The 17,278-nt window shown below is 71.2% G+C and carries 21 protein-coding genes; 17 read left to right on the top strand and 4 right to left on the bottom strand.

All coding sequences use genetic code 11. From position 1 onward, the window contains the following. The first annotated feature begins 147 nt into the window (after positions 1 to 147). The 13 genes from L6241_RS04485 to L6241_RS04425 all read left to right on the top strand — a co-directional run bounded on the left by L6241_RS04485 (position 148) and on the right by L6241_RS04425 (position 9,651). On the top strand, positions 148 to 567 hold the full coding sequence (locus L6241_RS04485) for a hypothetical protein (RefSeq protein ID WP_368245039.1): 420 nt from the start codon (positions 148 to 150) through the stop codon (positions 565 to 567). After that, positions 564 to 929 (top strand): hypothetical protein, encoded by a 366-nt coding sequence (locus L6241_RS04480; protein ID WP_368245037.1) that lies wholly within the window; start codon positions 564 to 566, stop codon positions 927 to 929. The genes L6241_RS04485 and L6241_RS04480 overlap by 4 nt, the downstream gene beginning before the upstream one ends. Continuing rightward, the gene (gene atpB / locus L6241_RS04475) at positions 926 to 1,744 is read left to right on the top strand and encodes a F0F1 ATP synthase subunit A (RefSeq protein WP_368245036.1); all 819 of its coding nucleotides are present in this window, start codon (positions 926 to 928) and stop codon (positions 1,742 to 1,744) included. Before L6241_RS04480 ends, atpB begins: the two co-directional genes overlap by 4 nt. A 105-nt stretch (positions 1,745 to 1,849) precedes the next feature. Next, positions 1,850 to 2,056 carry an ATP synthase F0 subunit C gene (locus tag L6241_RS04470; RefSeq protein WP_068277844.1) on the top strand — a complete coding sequence of 69 codons (207 nt, stop codon included), beginning with the start codon at positions 1,850 to 1,852 and terminating at the stop codon, positions 2,054 to 2,056. A 52-nt stretch (positions 2,057 to 2,108) separates the two neighbouring features. Further along, positions 2,109 to 2,738 carry a F0F1 ATP synthase subunit B gene (locus L6241_RS04465; RefSeq protein WP_083969094.1) on the top strand — a complete coding sequence of 210 codons (630 nt, stop codon included), beginning with the start codon at positions 2,109 to 2,111 and terminating at the stop codon, positions 2,736 to 2,738. Continuing rightward, positions 2,738 to 3,553, top strand: a complete 816-nt coding sequence (locus L6241_RS04460; RefSeq protein ID WP_368245034.1) for a F0F1 ATP synthase subunit delta — start codon at positions 2,738 to 2,740, stop codon at positions 3,551 to 3,553. The genes L6241_RS04465 and L6241_RS04460 overlap by 1 nt, the downstream gene beginning before the upstream one ends. 93 nt (positions 3,554 to 3,646) lie before the next feature. After that, a complete protein-coding gene (gene atpA, locus L6241_RS04455) occupies positions 3,647 to 5,281 on the top strand; it encodes a F0F1 ATP synthase subunit alpha (RefSeq protein WP_368245032.1) in 1,635 nt (544 codons plus the stop codon). A gap of 108 nt (positions 5,282 to 5,389) precedes the next feature. Further along, complete coding sequence (locus L6241_RS04450) at positions 5,390 to 6,292, top strand: F0F1 ATP synthase subunit gamma (protein WP_068277832.1); 903 nt, start codon at positions 5,390 to 5,392, stop codon at positions 6,290 to 6,292. 12 nt (positions 6,293 to 6,304) lie between these two features. After that, complete coding sequence (gene atpD / locus L6241_RS04445; protein ID WP_068277830.1) at positions 6,305 to 7,771, top strand: F0F1 ATP synthase subunit beta; 1,467 nt, start codon at positions 6,305 to 6,307, stop codon at positions 7,769 to 7,771. Between the two features lie 87 nt (positions 7,772 to 7,858). Further along, positions 7,859 to 8,362 carry an NINE protein gene (locus L6241_RS04440; RefSeq protein ID WP_123092040.1) on the top strand — a complete coding sequence of 168 codons (504 nt, stop codon included), beginning with the start codon at positions 7,859 to 7,861 and terminating at the stop codon, positions 8,360 to 8,362. Positions 8,363 to 8,373: 11 nt separating this feature from the next. Continuing rightward, entirely contained in the window at positions 8,374 to 8,868 is a 495-nt protein-coding gene (locus L6241_RS04435) for a DUF2752 domain-containing protein (RefSeq protein ID WP_368245031.1), read from the top strand. Between the two features lie 75 nt (positions 8,869 to 8,943). After that, a complete protein-coding gene (locus L6241_RS04430) occupies positions 8,944 to 9,207 on the top strand; it encodes a F0F1 ATP synthase subunit epsilon (RefSeq protein WP_068277824.1) in 264 nt (87 codons plus the stop codon). Positions 9,208 to 9,219: 12 nt separating this feature from the next. Next, positions 9,220 to 9,651 (top strand): DUF2550 family protein, encoded by a 432-nt coding sequence (locus tag L6241_RS04425; protein ID WP_368245030.1) that lies wholly within the window; start codon positions 9,220 to 9,222, stop codon positions 9,649 to 9,651. Here L6241_RS04425 and L6241_RS04420 read toward each other — a convergent pair. After that, positions 9,638 to 10,270 carry a cob(I)yrinic acid a,c-diamide adenosyltransferase gene (locus L6241_RS04420; protein WP_123092038.1) on the bottom strand — a complete coding sequence of 211 codons (633 nt, stop codon included), beginning with the start codon at positions 10,268 to 10,270 and terminating at the stop codon, positions 9,638 to 9,640. The genes L6241_RS04425 and L6241_RS04420 overlap by 14 nt on opposite strands. Positions 10,271 to 10,448: 178 nt before the next feature. Here L6241_RS04420 and L6241_RS04415 point away from each other — a divergent pair, with 178 nt between their 5' ends. Next, the gene (locus tag L6241_RS04415) at positions 10,449 to 10,811 is read left to right on the top strand and encodes an STAS domain-containing protein (RefSeq protein ID WP_191681584.1); all 363 of its coding nucleotides are present in this window, start codon (positions 10,449 to 10,451) and stop codon (positions 10,809 to 10,811) included. 158 nt (positions 10,812 to 10,969) lie between these two features. After that, complete coding sequence (locus L6241_RS04410; protein ID WP_368245151.1) at positions 10,970 to 12,985, top strand: protein meaA; 2,016 nt, start codon at positions 10,970 to 10,972, stop codon at positions 12,983 to 12,985. 59 nt (positions 12,986 to 13,044) lie between these two features. Here L6241_RS04410 and L6241_RS04405 read toward each other — a convergent pair whose 3' ends face one another. Further along, entirely contained in the window at positions 13,045 to 14,064 is a 1,020-nt protein-coding gene (locus L6241_RS04405; RefSeq protein WP_368245029.1) for an aldo/keto reductase, read from the bottom strand. Between the two features lie 156 nt (positions 14,065 to 14,220). After that, positions 14,221 to 14,754 carry a type 1 glutamine amidotransferase domain-containing protein gene (locus L6241_RS04400; RefSeq protein WP_191565162.1) on the bottom strand — a complete coding sequence of 178 codons (534 nt, stop codon included), beginning with the start codon at positions 14,752 to 14,754 and terminating at the stop codon, positions 14,221 to 14,223. 76 nt (positions 14,755 to 14,830) lie between these two features. Here L6241_RS04400 and L6241_RS04395 point away from each other — a divergent pair, with 76 nt between their 5' ends. Beyond that, on the top strand, positions 14,831 to 15,187 hold the full coding sequence (locus tag L6241_RS04395; RefSeq protein ID WP_368245028.1) for a hypothetical protein: 357 nt from the start codon (positions 14,831 to 14,833) through the stop codon (positions 15,185 to 15,187). 46 nt (positions 15,188 to 15,233) lie between these two features. On the opposite strand, the gene nucS is transcribed toward L6241_RS04395, so the two are convergent. Then, positions 15,234 to 15,929, bottom strand: a complete 696-nt coding sequence (gene nucS, locus L6241_RS04390; RefSeq protein ID WP_368245027.1) for an endonuclease NucS — start codon at positions 15,927 to 15,929, stop codon at positions 15,234 to 15,236. Between the two features lie 98 nt (positions 15,930 to 16,027). Here nucS and L6241_RS04385 point away from each other — a divergent pair, with 98 nt between their 5' ends. Continuing rightward, entirely contained in the window at positions 16,028 to 17,263 is a 1,236-nt protein-coding gene (locus L6241_RS04385; RefSeq protein WP_368245025.1) for a 3-hydroxyacyl-CoA dehydrogenase NAD-binding domain-containing protein, read from the top strand. Positions 17,264 to 17,278: the final 15 nt, after the last annotated feature.

Here is a 17,278-nt window from a genome sequence, read left to right as displayed (position 1 = left end):
TGCCTCGGCCGCCCGAAGGGGTGGGGTGGGCCGCTCGTCGTGCTCGAGTCGCGGGGTCGGAGGCGCTTGTGATAACTTTCACAAGCGCCGACGACGGGCCGTGAGGGCCCGCTCGAGCCTCGACCAGATCCCGTGCCGAAGGACGCCATGACCCCCACGCGCACCACCCGCGGGCCCATCTCGGGCATGCTCCGCGGTGTCGTGGTCGCCGGCGTCGCCGGGTGCGTCGCCGCGCCGGTCATCGGGTGGCTCGCCGCGGGGGAGAGGGCCGGCTGGTCCGCCCTCGCCGGAGCCGCGACTGCCTCCGCCATCATGGTCATTGGCCTGCTCGCGATTCGGCTCATCATGACCGGCGACCCCGGGGCGACGATGGCGGGGGCCCTCGTCGTCTACATCGCCCAGCTCGTCATCCTCATCGCCGTCCTGCTGGCTGTGCGAGACCAGGAATGGCTCCACGGGCCGGCCTTAGCCGCCGCGACCGTCGCCCAGACCGTGCTGCTGCAGGTCGCGCAGATCGCCGGGTACGCACGGGCCCGCCACGAGATCTACCCCCGAGGGGCGCGATGAGCCGCCTTCGCCGCCGACCTGACACACCCCAGCCGCGCCTGGTCACCCGACGCGAAGGTCCGTCTCCCGACGCCCACCGCTGGGCGACCGACCCCGAGAGCCCGAACCCGGCTGCCCAGGCGGACGCGCTCGGCGCCACCGTCCTCGCCTACCTCATCAGCGGACCCCTCCTCTTCGGCGGGATCGGCTGGCTGCTCGACCGGTGGCTCGGGACGTCGCTGATCGTCGCCGTCGGGGCCCTCCTCGGCATGGGGTTGTCGCTCTACGTCATCTGGCTCCGGTACGGTACGTCCCAGGCACCCACGAGCGGCGGCGATACCGCGCTGCCCGGAGCCAAGCCACACAACGAGGAGAACCCGTGATCCTGACTGCGCCCGCGCACATCGCCGCGCTCGCGCCCATGGCCTCCGGCGAGGGAGAGGGTTACCAGACCCCGACGCCGGACATCTTCTGGCAACCACTCTTCGAGGTCGGCGGTCTCACCGTCACCAACCAGATGGCCTGGGCAGCGATCATCACCGCTGCGCTGTCCTTCGGGATGGTGGCGCTGAGCCGCAAGTCCGCGGTCGTCCCGGGCAAGGGCCAGTGGCTCTTCGAGGGCTTCTACAACGTCCCGCGCAACACCGTGGCCCGCGACATGATCGGCACCAAGGAGTTCCGTCGCTTCCTGCCGCTCATCGTCACGCTCTTCACGATGGTGCTCTTCTACAACCTCGCGGGATCCTTCTTCGGCTCGATGATGCCGGTGAACGGCAAGATCGGCTTCCCGATCGCGCTGACGCTCGTCGTCTACGTCGTCTACCACTGGATCGGCATCCGCAAGCACGGACTGGGTGGCTACTTCAAGCACATGATCCCGGAGGGGCTGCCCAAGGCCGTCATCCCGGTGATCTTCCCGCTCGAGCTCATCACCTACTTCATCACCCGGCCGCTGACGCTCGCGCTGCGACTCTTCGGCAACATGTTCGCCGGGCACATGCTCATCTACCTCTTCGTCACCGGCGCCTTCTACTTCCTGCTCGAGGGTGACGCCCTGCTCAAGATCGTCTCGATCCCGACCTTCCTCATGGCCGGCGTGATGCTCCTCTTCGAGATCCTCGTGCAGTTCCTGCAGGCCTTCGTCTTCGTGCTGCTCACGGCGAGCTACATCGCCGGCGCGCTCGCCGACGACCACTGATCTTCTCGGCCCGTGCGGGCCGAGGCCACAACTGAATATCCCCACCCCAGACCTCGCCGCGGCACAACGCCGCAGCGGATCACCCACACGAAAGAGGAAACAATCGTGGATGGCAATCTCTCCGTCATCGGTTACGGCCTGTCGGCCATCGGCCCCGCCATCGCCGTCGGCCTGATCTTCGCCGCCTACATCAACGGCGTCGCCCGTCAGCCCGAGGCCCGTAACCTCCTGCAGCCGATCGCGATCCTCGGCTTCGCCCTCGCCGAGGCGCTCGCCATCTTCGGCCTGGTTCTCGCGTTCGTCTTCAACTGATCCAGCCCGCCTGGGTCTCTTGCCGAGTCGGAACCAGCTACTAGGAGCACCTGTGCACATCACCGCATCCGCGCAGACGGTCGTCGGCCTCGCGGCAGCGTCCGAAGGGGGTTCGTCCCCGCTCTTCCCTCACTGGGAGGAGCTGGTCTTCGGTCTCATCATGTTCGCGATCCTCTTCGCCGTCGTGGCGAAGAAGGTCGTCCCGAACATCGAGAAGGCCTACGAGGAGCGCCACGCCGCCATCGAGGGTGGCATCGCCCAGGCCGAGAACGCCCAGGCCGAGGCCGAGGCGGCCAAGGCCCAGTACGAGGCCCAGCTCGCCGACGCCCGTGCCGAGGCCGCGAAGATCCGCGAGGACGCGCGTGCCGAGGGTGCGAGCATCGTCGCGGAGATGCGTCAGCAGGCTCAGGACGAGGCTGCCCGCATCACCGAGTCCGCTCACAAGCAGATCGACGCGGAGCGCCAGCAGGCGTCGGTGTCGCTGCGTGGCGAGGTCGGCCGGATGTCCACCGACCTCGCGGGTCGCATCGTCGGTCACGAGCTGAGCGACTCCGCGTCGCGCCAGTCGATCATCGACCGCTTCCTCGCCGAGCTCGAGTCCGGTCAGGTCCAGCCCGAGAAGGTCGGCGCGTCCTCGACGCCGACCCAGGGCACGCTCGACGTCGACGGTCAGGGTTCCTGATGCGCGGCAGCTCGCGCGGAGCCGTCCGGCAGGGACGGGCGGCCTTCGACGCCGCCCTGCCCACGGTGGCCGACAAGGCCGTCCTCGCCGACGAGCTCTTCGCGGTCACCGCCCTGCTCGACGACAACGCGACGCTGCGCCGTGCCCTGGCCGACCCCTCTCGCGAGGGCTCGGACAAGGCCGCGCTGGCGCAGCGTCTGCTCGCGGGCAAGGTGTCCGAGGCCGCGTCGAGCATCGTCTCGGCGCTCGTCGCGGGCCGCTGGTCCGAGGAGCGCGACCTGTCCGACACCACCGAGCGGCTGGCCGTCGAGGCCTCGCTCGTCGGCGCCGAGCAGGAGGGCCGGATCGACACGGTGGAGGACGAGCTCTTCCGCTTCGAGCGGGTCGTCGCGGCCAGCCCTGAGCTGCGCGACACCCTGACCAACCGCCAGGGCGACGCCGCCGGCAAGGCAGAGGTCGTCTCGACCCTGCTGCGCGAGAAGGCTGCGCCGGAGAGCGTCCGGCTCGCTCGTCAGGCGGTGCTCGCCCCGCGCGGGCGACGCTTCGACACCGTGCTCGACACCTACCTGCGGTACGCGGCAGCCCGTCGCGAGCAGCTCACCGCGGTCGTCACGACCGCGGCGCCGCTCACGCCGGAGCAGACCGCTCGTCTCGCCTCCGCGCTGCAGCGCATCTACAGCAAGCCGATCCTCGTCCAGCAGCTCATCGAGCCGGACGTCATCGGCGGAATCCGGGTCCAGGTCGGCGACGAGGTCGTCGACGGGACCGTCCTGCGGCGTCTCGACGAGGCCCGCCGCCACCTGGCCGGCGGCTGAGCCCCCTTCGGGCTCGACCGACGCACCCACCACCCCACGCACCACACACCGACCGCCGGCCCACCACAACCGGCACCCGAGGAGAAGAGACAGATGACGGAGCTCTCGATCCGTCCGGAGGAGATCCGGGACGCCCTGGACGGCTACGTCCAGTCCTACAACCCGGGCGCGGCCTCCCGTGAAGAGGTCGGCCGCGTCACCGACGCCGGTGACGGCATCGCCCACGTCGAGGGCCTGCCCTCGGCGATGACCAACGAGCTGCTCGAGTTCGAGGACGGCACCCTCGGCATCGCGCTCAACCTCGACGTCCACGAGATCGGTGTCGTCGTCCTCGGTGACTTCGCGAAGATCGAGGAGGGTCAGGAGGTCAAGCGGACCGGCGAGGTCCTCTCGGTCCCCGTCGGCGACTCCTTCCTCGGGCGCGTCGTCAACCCCCTCGGTCAGCCGATCGACGGCCTCGGCGAGATCGCCAGCGAGGAGCGCCGCGCGCTCGAGCTGCAGGCGCCCACCGTCGTCCAGCGCAAGTCGGTGCACCAGCCGCTGCAGACCGGTCTGAAGTCGGTCGACGCGATGACCCCGATCGGCCGTGGCCAGCGTCAGCTGATCATCGGTGACCGCCAGACCGGCAAGACGACGGTCGCGGTCGACACGATCATCAACCAGAAGCAGTTCTGGGAGACCGGCGACCCGGAGAAGCAGGTCCGCTGCATCTACGTCGCCATCGGCCAGAAGGGCTCGACGATCGCCTCGGTCAAGGGCACCCTCGAGGAGGCCGGCGCGATGGAGTACACGACCATCGTCGCGGCCCCCGCGTCCGACGCCGCCGGCTTCAAGTACCTCGCCCCCTTCACCGGCTCGGCCATCGGCCAGCACTGGATGTACCAGGGCAAGCACGTCCTCATCGTCTTCGACGACCTGTCCAAGCAGGCCGAGGCCTACCGCTCGATGTCGCTGCTGCTGCGCCGCCCGCCGGGTCGCGAGGCCTACCCGGGCGACGTCTTCTACCTGCACTCGCGTCTGCTCGAGCGCTGCGCGAAGCTCTCGGACGACCTCGGTGCGGGCTCGATGACCGGTCTGCCGATCATCGAGACGAAGGCGGGCGACGTCTCGGCGTACATCCCGACCAACGTCATCTCGATCACCGACGGCCAGATCTACCTCCAGGCCGACCTCTTCAACTCCAACGTCCGCCCGGCCATCGACGTGGGTGTCTCCGTCTCCCGCGTCGGCGGTGCCGCGCAGATCAAGGCGATGAAGTCGGTCTCGGGTCGTCTCAAGCTCGACCTCGCCCAGTACCGCGCGCTCGAGGCCTTCGCGATGTTCGCCTCCGACCTCGACCCCGCGAGCAAGCAGCAGCTCGCCCGCGGCGCGCGCCTCGTCGAGCTGCTCAAGCAGAAGCAGGCCGACCCGCTGCCCGTCGAGGAGCAGGTCGTCTCGATCTGGGCCGGCACCACCGGTCAGCTCGACAGCATCCCGGTCGAGGACGTCCAGCGCTTCGAGCGCGAGTTCCTCGACCACCTGCGCCGCACGAAGCAGGAGGTGCTCGACGCCATCCGTGAGACCGGCAAGTTCGAGGACTCCACCGAGTCCGCGCTGCAGTCGGAGATCGACTCCTTCACGTCCGGCTTCCAGCCCACGGGCGACGGCGGTCCGGCGGTCGGCAGCACCGAGGACGGCGACGACGCCCTCGACTCCGACCAGGAGCAGATCGTCCGCCAGAAGCGCTGACCACGAGGTCCGGGCGGGCACCGCCCGCCCGGACCGGTCAGCCGGCCGCACCCGCGGCCACCCCCACAGACATCCCCTTCGCGACAAGACCCAGAGAGGCGGCAACGTATGGGAGCGCAGATCCGGGAGTACCGGCAGCGCATCCGGTCCGTCAGCGCGACCAAGAAGATCACGCGTGCCATGGAGCTCATGGCGGCCTCCCGCGTCGTCAAGGCGCAGCAGGCCGTGCGTGAGTCCACCCCGTACGCCCGCGCGCTGACCCGCGCGGCCTCGGCCGTGGCGACCTTCTCCGACGAGGAGCACGCGCTCACCAGCGAGGCCGAGCAGGTCCGCCGGGCCGCCGTGCTCATCATCTCCGCGGACCGTGGCCTCGCCGGTGGCTACAACGCCAACGTGCTCAAGGAGAGCGAGCGTCTCGTCTCGCGCCTCCAGGACGAGGGCAAGGAGGTCGTCCCCTACCTCGTGGGTCGCCGTGCGGTGAACTTCTACACCTTCCGCAAGCGCGAGTACGCCGCCCAGTGGACCGGCTTCTCCGAGAAGCCGACCTTCGAGGACGCCCGCGAGATCGGCGTCCGCCTCGTCGAGGACTTCGTCAAGGCGACCGAGGGCGAAGGGGGAGTGGACGAGGTCCACGTCGTCTTCACCCGCTTCGTCTCGATGGTCGCGCAGGAGCCCGAGGTCATCCGGCTGCTGCCCCTCGAGGTCGTCGACGGCGTCGAGGAGCCCGAGGACTCGGAGATCTACCCGCTCTACGAGTTCGAGCCGAGCGTGGACGAGCTGCTCGACGCGCTGCTGCCGAAGTACGTCAACGCGCGGATCTTCAACTGCCTCCTCCAGGCGGCTGCCTCCGAGCTCGCGGCCCGCCAGCGCGCGATGAAGTCGGCGACCGACAACGCCGAGGAGCTCATCAAGAAGTACACCCGTCTGGCCAACCAGGCCCGCCAGGCGGAGATCACGCAAGAGATTTCCGAGATCGTCGGCGGCGCCAGCGCCCTCGCCGAGTCCAAGTAAGAAGGACAGGTAATGACTGCCACCATCGAGTCCACCCAGGACACCACCCAGGCCGGCGGTGTCGGCCGAATCTCCCGGATCATCGGCCCCGTCGTCGACGTCGAGTTCCCGGCCGACGCGATGCCCGACCAGTACAACCTGCTCACCAGCGAGATCGCGAGCACCGGTCAGGGCAGCGAGAGCCGCACGATCAACCTCGAGGTCGCCCAGCACATCGGCGACAACATGGTTCGCGCGATCTCCCTGCAGCCCACCGACGGCCTGGTCCGCGGCACCCAGGTGCAGGACACCGGGGGCCCCATCACGGTGCCCGTCGGCGACGTCACGCTCGGCAAGGTCTTCAACACCACCGGCGCGGTGATGAACCTCGCCGAGGGCGAGACCCTCGACGTGCAGGAGCGCTGGGGCATCCACCGCAACGCGCCCTCCTTCGACCAGCTCGAGAGCAAGACCACGATGTTCGAGACGGGCATCAAGGTCATCGACCTGCTCACCCCGTACGTCCAGGGTGGCAAGATCGGCCTCTTCGGCGGTGCGGGCGTCGGCAAGACCGTCCTCATCCAGGAGATGATCGCCCGCGTCGCCCGCGACCACGGTGGTGTCTCCGTCTTCGCCGGTGTCGGCGAGCGCACCCGTGAGGGCAACGACCTCATGGTCGAGATGGAAGAGGCCGGCGTCCTCGGCCAGACCGCGCTGGTCTTCGGCCAGATGGACGAGCCGCCGGGCACGCGCCTGCGCGTCGCCCTGTCGGCGCTGACGATGGCGGAGTACTTCCGCGACGTCCAGAAGCAGGACGTGCTCCTCTTCATCGACAACATCTTCCGCTTCACGCAGGCCGGCTCCGAGGTCTCGACCCTCCTGGGTCGCATGCCCTCCGCCGTGGGCTACCAGCCCACGCTGGCCGACGAGATGGGTGTGCTCCAGGAGCGCATCACCTCGACGCGTGGTCACTCGATCACCTCGATGCAGGCGATCTACGTGCCCGCGGACGACTACACCGACCCGGCCCCGGCGACGACCTTCGCGCACCTCGACGCGACGACCGAGCTCTCCCGTGAGATCGCCTCGCTCGGCATCTACCCGGCCGTGGACCCGCTCACCTCGACGAGCCGGATCCTCGACCGTCGGTACATCACCGGTGACCACTACGACACCGCGGTCCGCGTGAAGTCGATCCTCCAGCGCAACAAGGAGCTGCAGGACATCATCGCGATCCTCGGCATCGACGAGCTCTCCGAGGAGGACAAGATCCTCGTCAACCGGGCTCGCCGGATCCAGCGCTTCCTGTCGCAGAACACCTACGTCGCGAAGCAGTTCACCGGCATCGAGGGCTCGACGGTCCCGCTCTCGGACACCATCGAGGCCTTCACGAAGATCTGCGACGGCGAGTACGACCACGTCGGCGAGCAGGCCTTCTTCATGTGCGGTGGCCTCGACGACGTCGAGCGCCAGTGGGCGGAGATCCAGAAGAACCTCTGACCTCGCAGCACCGGTCAGCCAGAGCCCGTCCCCGACGTCGTCGGGGGTGGGCTCTCGCCGTGCCCGGCGCCAGATAGGATCACGCGCATGAGCATGCCTCCGCCGCCTTCCGGTCAGCCGCACGGATACCCGCAGGGACAGGGGCCCGGCCAGGGCCAGACGCCCGGCCAGGGCTACGGCTCCGCGCCGTCCTACCAGGCTCCCGGCGGTCCCGGCGGCGACGCCTCGCGCAGCCAGTACTACGTCTCGGCCATGGGCCAGGAGTACGGCCCGATGAGCTATCAGGACCTCGCCGGCATGGCGATGTCGGGCCAGCTCAAGGGCGACGCCCCGGTGCGCACCTCGCCGCAGGGCCAGTGGTTCCAGGCCAAGCAGGTGCCCGGGCTCTTCAGCAGCCGCGAGTGGATGACCACCCTGCTCCTGTCGATCTTCGTCGGCGGCTTCGGGGTCGACCGCTTCTACCTCGGGCAGACCGGTCTCGGCGTCCTCAAGCTCCTCACGTGCGGCGGGCTGGGCATCTGGTCCCTCGTCGACGTCATCCTCGTCGCCACCCGCAAGATGGTCGACGCCGACGGACGCCCGCTGCCGTGACCCACGCACCCGTGGGCGGAACGCCCCAGAACCCCCCGGGGCCTCCCGCCCCGCAGGGGCCGGTCCACCTCGCCCGCGGGTACAGCCTGAGCGCGCGCGCCACCGCGATCGCGCTCGGCGCCGTCGGCGCGGTCGGCATCGGCATCGCCGCCCTGTGGCCGGTCGGCGACGTCGACTCGGGCCGGCCCTCGTGCGTCTTCCGCCTCCTCTTCGGCATGCCGTGCCCCGGGTGCGGCATGACCCGCGCGTGGGTCCACGTCGCCCACGGCGACGTGGCGGGGGCCTTCTGGTACAACCCCTTCGGCCTGCTGCTCATGGCGATGGCGGCCTTCGCCGCGCTCTACGTCGTCTACGCCCTCGTGCGTCGCCGACCGCCCGAGCGGATGCTCGGCTGGATCTCGGCCAAGCCTGCGGTCGTGCTCTTCGGGCTGTGGATCGGCTGGTCGGTCTTCCGCGTGTGGAGCATCTCGCAGGGCCACGACACCTGGTCCGTCGTCGTCGCCTGAGACCGGTCGGGCGCACCCACGGGGCGCCGGTACGATAGACCCTGGACAACCCTCCCAACCCCGAAGGACTCCCACGTGAGCGCCCTGAACGTTGAGCTCGTCGCCGCCGACCGCAAGGTCTGGTCCGGCGAGGCCCGCATGGTCCGAGCCCGCAGCATCGACGGCGAGATCGGCATCATGCCGGGTCACACGCCCCTCCTCGGCGTCCTCGTCGAGGGTGACGTCGTCATCACGACCGAGGGCGGTGAGCGCACCGCGAGCGTCGACGGCGGCTTCCTCTCCGTCGACCACGACACGGTGACGATCGTCGCCGAGACCGTCTCCACGACGACTCGTTGATCTGACGACGTCGTGAGCGCGCTCCAGGTCGCCGAGCTGGTCCTGGGTCTCGCGCTGCTCCTCGTCGTCCTCCTCTTCGCAGGACTCGTCCTGCGCCGCCGGGCCATCTCCGGCGGCTACCCCCTGGCGCTCGCCGCGGTCAGCCGCGACGGGCGCCGGTGGCGTCTGGGCCTGCTGCGCCTGGGGCCCCAGACGCTCTCGTGGTACCCCGTCGTCTCGACCCGGCGTCGGCCCGGGCTCGAGTGGGACCGCGCCCACCTCGAGCTGTCGGCCCCCGCCGAGGAGCGCATCACCATCCCGGGTCTCGTCGGCGCGCTGCGTGTCGACGTCGGCGACCACACGACGAGCGAGCCCACGCCCCTCGCCGTCGAGCGCGGCATCTACATGGCCATGCGCTCCTGGCTGGAGTCCTCGCCCCCCGGGCGCGACGTCAACGTCGCCTGACCCGCTCGGGCTCCTGCGACCGGCCGCCGCCGGGCTGCCACAGCACGTCACCGCCGGCCTCGAGGTTGGCCACCCGGGCGAGCACGAAGAGCAGATCCGACAGGCGGTTGAGGTAGGTCACCGCGACGAGGTTGATCCCGCCGCTGCCCCGGCCCTCGCCCGGCTCGGTGCCGTGCTCCTCGACCGCGGCCCAGGCCGAGCGCTCGGCGCGCCGCACGACCGTCGTCGCGACGTGGAGGTGGGCCGAGGCCACGCTGCCGCCGGGCAGGATGAAGGAGCGCAGCGGCTCGAGCCGCTCGAGGTAGGTGTCGCAGTCCGCCTCGAGCTCGTCGACCCACTGCTGCAGGACCCGCAGCGGCGGGTGCTCCGGGTCGGTGGCGAGCGGGGTCGAGAGGTCGGCGCCGCAGTCGAAGAGGTCGTTCTGCACGCGCAGGAGCGTCGCGCGCACGTCCTGCGGCAGCTCGCCCGACGCCAGGGCCACGCCGATCGCGGCGTTCGCCTCGTTGGTGTCGGCGTAGGCGGCCAGGCGCGGGTCGGTCTTGCGCGTGCGGCCGAAGTCGCCGAGCGCCGTCGTGCCGTCGTCGCCGGTGCGCGTGTAGATCTTCGTCAGGTGGACCATGGCGCCATCGTCGCAGAGCCCGGGCCGGTCGACGTCGACGCAGGTGAGCCGGTCGACCTCGACTCATGTGACCGGTGGGTCGTGACCCGATCGTGACGGCGAGGTGCCAACCGATCGGCCTGCTCACGCGTCATAGTTCGTGACAGGCGCCGCGGGGGCGGCGCCGGCAGGGAGCATGATGAGCAGCATCGCCAGCCTCGTCCCGGTCGGGGGCGGCAGCAGCCGTGTCCGGGTGCAGGTCCCGCTCTCGCGCGCGACGGCACCCGACGTGCGCGACGAGCTCGCCAGCCTCATCCGCAGCGGCGAGGGCCCGATCCTGCTCGACATGAGCGCCTCCGGGGTCCTCGACCCCGCCGGGATGGCCACCCTCGTCGCCGCCCACGTCCGCGCGGCCGAGCACGGCCGTCGCCTGCGGGTCGTCGGCGCCGACGAGCGCACCCGCCGCCTCCTGCTGCGAGCCGGCCGACGCCGGATCATCCTCGAGCAGACGGCCGCCGAGCGGCCTGTCGTGCCGGCCCGACGTCGGGCCGCCGCGGTCTGACGAAGCCGGGCTCACCCCCTTCGGTGTGGTGCCTTTCACCGTCGGGAGGTCTGCCCACGCGCGAGCCGCGCCGGTAGTTTCGCGACATGCCTGACGCCACCGACGTGCCCACCCCCGCGGCCGCCCCCGCGCGACCCGAGCGGGACCGGCCGTGGGTGATGCGCACCTACGCCGGCCACTCCTCGGCCGCCGCGTCCAACGCCCTGTACCGGCGCAACCTCGCGAAGGGGCAGACCGGGCTCTCCGTCGCCTTCGACCTGCCGACGCAGACCGGCTACGACCCTGACCACGTCCTCGCCCGCGGTGAGGTGGGCAAGGTCGGGGTGCCGATCTCGCACATCGGCGACATGCGTCAGCTCTTCGAGGAGATCCCCCTGGGGGAGATGAACACCTCGATGACGATCAACGCCGTCGCGATGTACCTCCTCGCTATGTACCAGGTCGCTGCCGAGGAGCAGGCCGAGGCCAGCGGCGAGGACCCGGCCGACGTCGTCGCCCGGCTCGCCGGCACGACGCAGAACGACATCATCAAGGAGTACCTGAGCCGGGGGACCTACGTCTTCCCGCCCGGGCCCTCGATGCGGCTCATCACCGACATGGTCAACTACACGGTCACGACGATCCCGAAGTGGAACCCGATCAACATCTGCAGCTACCACCTGCAGGAGGCGGGGGCCACCCCGGTGCAGGAGATCGCCTACGCGATGAGCACGGCGATCGCCGTGCTCGACGCCGTGCGCGACTCCGGCGTCGTCGCCCCCGAGGACTTCGGCACGGTCGTCGCCCGGATCTCCTTCTTCGTCAACGCCGGGGTGCGCTTCGTCGAGGAGATGTGCAAGATGCGCGCCTTCGTCCAGCTGTGGGACGAGCTGACCCGCGAGCGCTACGGCGTCGAGGACGCCCGGCAGCGCCGCTTCCGCTACGGGGTCCAGGTCAACAGCCTCGGTCTGACCGAGGCCCAGCCGGAGAACAACGTCCAGCGCATCCTGCTCGAGATGCTCGCCGTCACCCTGAGCAAGGACGCGCGCGCGCGGGCGGTGCAGCTGCCCGCGTGGAACGAGGCGCTCGGCCTGCCGCGGCCGTGGGACCAGCAGTGGTCGCTGCGCATGCAGCAGGTGCTCGCCTACGAGACCGACCTGCTCGAGCACGACGACCTCTTCGCCGGCTCGCGCGTCGTCGAGGGCAAGGTCGCCGAGCTCGTCGAGGGGGCGCGTGCCGAGATGGCCCGGGTCGCCGAGCTGGGCGGGGCCGTCGCGGCCGTCGAGTCGGGCTACATGAAGTCGGCCCTCGTCGCCAGCCACGCGCTGCGTCGCCAGCGCATCGAGGACGGCCAGGAGGTCGTCGTCGGGGTCAACCGCTTCGAGAGCACCGAGCCCAACCCCCTGACCGCCGACCTCGACAGCGCGATCCAGACCGTCGACGCCGGGGTCGAGGCCGCGGCCGCCCAGGCCGTGCGCAGCTGGCGCGAGGAGCGTGACGCCGACGCCGAGCGCGGCCCGCGTGCCGCGGCCGCCCTGGAGCGCCTGCGGGCGGCGGCGGGCACGGACGAGAACCTCATGGAGGCCTCGCTCGAGTGCGCCCGCGCCGGCATCACCGTCGGCGAGTGGGCCCAGGCCCTGCGCGACGTCTTCGGCGAGTTCCGCGCGCCGACAGGTGTGTCCGGGTCCGTCGGCGCGGCCGACGGCGGCAGCGCCGAGCTCGTCGCGGTGCGCGAGGCGGTGCGGGGCACCGAGGCCGAGCTCGGCGAGCGGCTGCGCATCCTCGTCGGCAAGCCCGGTCTCGACGGCCACTCCAACGGCGCCGAGCAGATCGCGGTGCGCGCCCGCGACGCCGGCTTCGAGGTCATCTACCAGGGCATCCGGCTCACGCCCGAGCAGATCGTCTCGGCGGCGGTCGCCGAGGACGTCCACCTCGTCGGCATCTCGATCCTCTCGGGCTCGCACATGGAGCTCGTCCCCGACGTCCTCGACGGTCTGCGAGACGCCGGCGCGGGCGACATCCCCGTCATCGTCGGCGGCATCATCCCCGAGTCCGACGCGGCCGCGCTCAAGGCCCTCGGCGTCGCCGAGGTCTTCACCCCCAAGGACTTCGGGCTCAACGAGATCATGGCCCGCTTCGTCGAGGTGATCCGCACCTCGCGCGAGCTGCCGGCGGGGCAGGCCCAGCCGGTCTGAGACCAGACGGGCGAAGGGGGGAGGCGGGCGCCTCCCCCTTCGTGCGTCTGCGGACCGGCTCAGCCGTCGATCGTCGACATGTCGCCGTAGCGGTCGCCGGCGACGGCGTCGCGCGGCACGGCGCGCTCGAGCGCCTGCAGGTCGTCCTCGGTGAGCTCGACGGCGGTGGCCGCGAGGTTCTCCTCGAGGTAGCGCACCCGCTTCGTGCCGGGGATGGGGGCGACGTCGTCGCCCTGCGCGAGGACCCAGGCGAGGGCGAGCTGGCCGGGGGTGCACCCCTTCGCCTGCGCGATCTCGCGGACCCGCTCGACGAGGGCGAGGTTGGTCTCGCGCGCCTCGCCCTGGAAGCGCGGGAAGTACGCGCTCGTGCGGCTGTCGCCCTGGCCGGGCTCGGGCAGGGCGCCGGTGAGCATCCCGCGGCCGAGCGGCGAGTACGGCACGAGACCGATGCCGAGCTCGCGCAGGGTCGACAGGATCTCGTCCTCTAGATCGCGGGTGAAGAGCGAGTACTCGGTCTGCAGGGCGGTGACGGGGTGGGTCGCGTGCGCCCGGCGGATGGTCTCGGGCGAGGCCTCGGACAGGCCGATGCGGCGCACCTTGCCGGCCGCGACGAGCTCGGCCATCGCGCCGACGGTCTCCTCGATCGGCACGGTGGGGTCGACGCGGTGCTGGTAGTAGAGGTCGATGTGGTCGACACCGAGCCGCTCGAGGCTGGCGTCGCACGCCTGGCGCACGTAGCCGGGGGAGCCGTCGATGCCCAGGCGCGCGCCGTCCTCGCCGCGCTTGTTGCCGAACTTCGTCGCGAGGACGACCTCGTCGCGGCGCCCGGCGAGGGCGCGCCCGACGAGACGCTCGTTGGTGAAGGGCCCGTACATGTCGGCGGTGTCGAAGAAGGTGACGCCGAGGTCGAGCGCGCGGTGGATCGTCTCGATGCCGCCCTGCTCGTCGGGGGTGCCGTAGAACTCGCTCATGCCCATGCACCCGAGACCGAGGGCGGAGACCTCGAGGTCGGTGCCGTGGGCGGCCGAGCCGAGGGTGCGGCGGGCCAGGAGAGCGGTGGGGGTGTGCTCTGTGGTCATCCCCCTACGGTGCTCCCGTCCACCCGGTCGGCGTCAAGGGTGCGTCGAGGGTGGGGCGGGTGGGCTGGGCGGCTCCGCGGTCTCGACGCGACGGCACCCGGGCACCGCCGCGCCCCGCCGTCCCGGGTGGGGGACGACGGGGCGCGAGGGCTCGGGTCAGGCGCCGAGGGCCTTGGTGATCTCCCGGTTGAAGGCCGGCAGGTCGTCGGGGTTGCGACTCGAGATGAGGTTGCCGTCGACGACGACCTCCTCGTCGACCCACTGGCCACCGGCGTTGGTGATGTCGGTGCGCAGGCTCGGCCACGACGTGATGCGGCGGCCCTCGAGCACACCGGCCTCGACGAGGGTCCACGGGCCGTGGCAGATGACGGCGACGGGCTTGCCCGAGGTGACGAAGTCGCGGATGAAGCCCACGGCCGCCTCCTCGGTGCGCAGCGCGTCGGGGTTGGCGACGCCGCCGGGCAGGACGAGCGCGTCGAAGTCGTCGACCGAGACCGCGTCGAAGGTCTGGTCGACGGGGAAGGTGTCGGCCGCCGTGAGGTGGTTGAAACCCTGGACCTCACCGGACTCGACGGAGACGAGCACCGGCTGTGCGCCGGCGTCCTTGACGGCCTGCCACGGCTCGGTGAGCTCGACCTGCTCGATGCCCTCGGCGGCGACCGCGAAGGCCACCTTCTTCTGGTCAGCCATGTCGGCTCCTTCTTCGCTGGACGATCAGGGGGTCTTGTCACTGTAGGCAGACGAAGGGGGCTCGTAGGGTGCGGAGATGGCGCTCTTCTGCCCGGCGACGGTGCTCCTCGCGACGTGGGCCGCCGGCGACGTCGCGACGGTGTCCGCCCAGGTCAGCGGCGAGCGCGTCGCGGTGGTGCTCCACGGCCCGGCGGTCGACGGCGCGACGGCGGCCCGGCTCGCCGAGGCTCTCGGCGTGGGGGTCGAGACGCTGCCCGCGCTCCGCACGGGTGCGCTCGTCGAGGTCGCCGACCGCTACCGCGGCGAGTGCGTCCTCGCGCTCGCCGGACCGGGCGAGGTCGCCTCGGTCGTCGGTGAGGAGCCGGCGGGCGAAGGGGTGGTCGCCCGCCTCGAGGTCGACGAGGACGGGATCACCCGGCTGCCGTGGCCGTGACAGTCGTGATGCTCGGAGCGAGCGCGTCGGTCGGCGCGATCGGCCGTCAGAAGAGGCGGTGCTCGCTGGAGTCGATGCCGCGCAGCGCGTCGTAGTCGAGGACGACGCAGCGGATCCCGCGGTCCTCGGCGAGGGTGCGCGCCTGGGGCTTGATCGACTGGGCCGCGAAGATGCCGGTGACGGGGCGCAGCGCCGGGTCGCGGTTCATCAGCTCGAGGTAGCGGGTGAGCTGCTCGACGCCGTCGATCTCGCCCCGCCGCTTGATCTCCACGGCCACGTGACCACCGGCGGCGTCGCGGCACAGGATGTCGACGGGCCCGATGGCGGTCATGTGCTCGCGCCGGGTGAGCGTCCAGCCCTCGCCGAGGGTGGTGATGTGCTCGGCGAGCAGCTTCTGCAGGTGGGCCTCGACGCCGTCCTTGACGAGACCGGGGTCGACCCCGAGGGCGTGCGAGCTGTCGTGGTGGACCTCGTGGATCTTCACCCGCAGCCGGTCCTCCGACTTCGCGTGCTGGACCACCCAGACCAGGCGCACCCCTTCGGCCGCCTCCGTCTTGTCCGGCTCGACCTCGGCCATCGCGCACGGCGGCGACATCCAGTTGAGCGGCTTGTAGGAGCCGCCGTCGCTGTGCACGAGGACGGATCCGTCGGCCTTGACGAGGAGCAGCCGGTCGGCCAGGGGCAGGTGCGCCGACAGGCGCCCGTCGTAGTCGACGCTGCACGTCGCGATCACGAGTCTCACGACCGACCACCCTACGTGCCGTGACGAAGGCCTCAGGTGGGGACCGTCACGCGGCGAAGGGCTGTCGGCGGGAGCGTCCGGTCCACAACACTTCCGTCATGTCAGCAACCGCCAGCCGCACGATCGCGGACACCCTCGTCTACCCCTACCTCAACCACGCCGTGGCGATGTACGAGGAGGGCTACGCCTCCCGCGAGGACATCGACGCCGGCATGCGCTTCGGCTGCGGTCTGCCGCGCGGCCCGCTCGCCGTCGTCGACGACCTCGGGCTGGACCGGGTGCGCGACGCGCTCGCCGAGCTCTACGCGCAGACCGGCGACGTGCGTCACCAGCCCCGCCCCGTCCTCGACGCGCTCGTCGCGCAGGGCCGCACCGGTCGCGCGGCCGGCGCGGGCTTCTACACGTACGCCGCCCCCGGCTCCGACGAGGTCGTGCCCGACGAGAGCACCCCGGCACCCGCCGGGTCCGACGAGCACGTGCGCACCGTCGAGACGGTCGGCGTCGTCGGCTCCGGCACGATGGCGACCGGCATCGTCCAGGTCTTCGCCCAGGCCGGGTACCCGGTGACCTACGTCGCCCGGACGCAGGACAAGGTCGACGCGGTGCGCTCCTCGATCTCGCGGGCGCTGGACCGGTCGGTCGAGAAGGGGCGCACGACGCGCGAGGAGGCCGAGGCGGTGCTCGGTCGCCTCACGGGCGCGACGACCCGCGAGGCGCTCGCCGACGCCGACCTCGTCGTCGAGGCGATCGCCGAGGACATCGACGTCAAGACCGAGCTCTTCACCGATCTCGACCGGATCTGCCGGGACGGGGCCATCCTCGCGACGACGACCTCCTCGCTGCCGGTGGCCGACCTCGCCGCGGTGACGAGCCGCCCGCAGGACGTCGTCGGGATGCACTTCTTCAACCCGGCGCCGGTCATGCGTCTCGTCGAGGTCGTGCGCACCGACCAGACCGCGCCGGACGTCCTCGACACCGTGCGCACGCTCTGCGCCCGCACGCGCAAGGTGCCGGTCTCGTGCGCCGACCGCTCGGGCTTCATCGTCAACGCGCTGCTCTTCCCCTACCTCAACGACGCGGTGCGGGCGCTCGAGGAGGGGCACGGCAGCGCCGAGGACATCGACGCCGCCGTCGTGGCCGAGCACGAGTACCCCATGGGCCCCTTCGCGCTGCTCGACGTCGTGGGTCTCGACGTCTCGTTGGCGATCCAGCGCGAGCTGCTCGCGGAGTTCGGCCACCCGGGTCTCGTGCCTGCTCAACGCCTCGTCGAGCACGTCGAGGCGGGCCGGCTGGGCCGCAAGACGGGCTCGGGATTCCTCACCTACACGAAGTAGCTCGAATCTCTGCGG

It is taken from the genome of Janibacter sp. Y6, from assembly GCF_040900765.1.
Lineage (GTDB): Bacteria > Actinomycetota > Actinomycetes > Actinomycetales > Dermatophilaceae > Marihabitans > Marihabitans melonis.
Note: the sequence above shows the minus strand (reverse complement) of the source record. Positions and strands in the feature narration are given on the sequence as shown.

What these genes read in the sequence shown, in the direction of transcription:
- L6241_RS04485 (WP_368245039.1), top strand. Translation starts at nt 148, where the DNA reads ATGACCCCCACGCGCACCACCCGCGGGCCCATCTCGGGCATGCTCCGC.
- L6241_RS04405 (WP_368245029.1), bottom strand. Translation starts at nt 14,064, where the DNA reads ATGACCACAGAGCACACCCCCACCGCTCTCCTGGCCCGCCGCACCCTC.
- L6241_RS04460 (WP_368245034.1), top strand. Translation starts at nt 2,738, where the DNA reads ATGCGCGGCAGCTCGCGCGGAGCCGTCCGGCAGGGACGGGCGGCCTTC.
- L6241_RS04450 (WP_068277832.1), top strand. Translation starts at nt 5,390, where the DNA reads ATGGGAGCGCAGATCCGGGAGTACCGGCAGCGCATCCGGTCCGTCAGC.
- L6241_RS04415 (WP_191681584.1), top strand. Translation starts at nt 10,449, where the DNA reads ATGAGCAGCATCGCCAGCCTCGTCCCGGTCGGGGGCGGCAGCAGCCGT.
- atpD (WP_068277830.1), top strand. Translation starts at nt 6,305, where the DNA reads ATGACTGCCACCATCGAGTCCACCCAGGACACCACCCAGGCCGGCGGT.
- L6241_RS04420 (WP_123092038.1), bottom strand. Translation starts at nt 10,270, where the DNA reads ATGGTCCACCTGACGAAGATCTACACGCGCACCGGCGACGACGGCACG.
- L6241_RS04400 (WP_191565162.1), bottom strand. Translation starts at nt 14,754, where the DNA reads ATGGCTGACCAGAAGAAGGTGGCCTTCGCGGTCGCCGCCGAGGGCATC.
- atpA (WP_368245032.1), top strand. Translation starts at nt 3,647, where the DNA reads ATGACGGAGCTCTCGATCCGTCCGGAGGAGATCCGGGACGCCCTGGAC.
- L6241_RS04480 (WP_368245037.1), top strand. Translation starts at nt 564, where the DNA reads ATGAGCCGCCTTCGCCGCCGACCTGACACACCCCAGCCGCGCCTGGTC.
- L6241_RS04395 (WP_368245028.1), top strand. Translation starts at nt 14,831, where the DNA reads ATGGCGCTCTTCTGCCCGGCGACGGTGCTCCTCGCGACGTGGGCCGCC.
- L6241_RS04385 (WP_368245025.1), top strand. Translation starts at nt 16,028, where the DNA reads ATGTCAGCAACCGCCAGCCGCACGATCGCGGACACCCTCGTCTACCCC.
- L6241_RS04440 (WP_123092040.1), top strand. Translation starts at nt 7,859, where the DNA reads ATGAGCATGCCTCCGCCGCCTTCCGGTCAGCCGCACGGATACCCGCAG.
- L6241_RS04410 (WP_368245151.1), top strand. Translation starts at nt 10,970, where the DNA reads ATGCGCACCTACGCCGGCCACTCCTCGGCCGCCGCGTCCAACGCCCTG.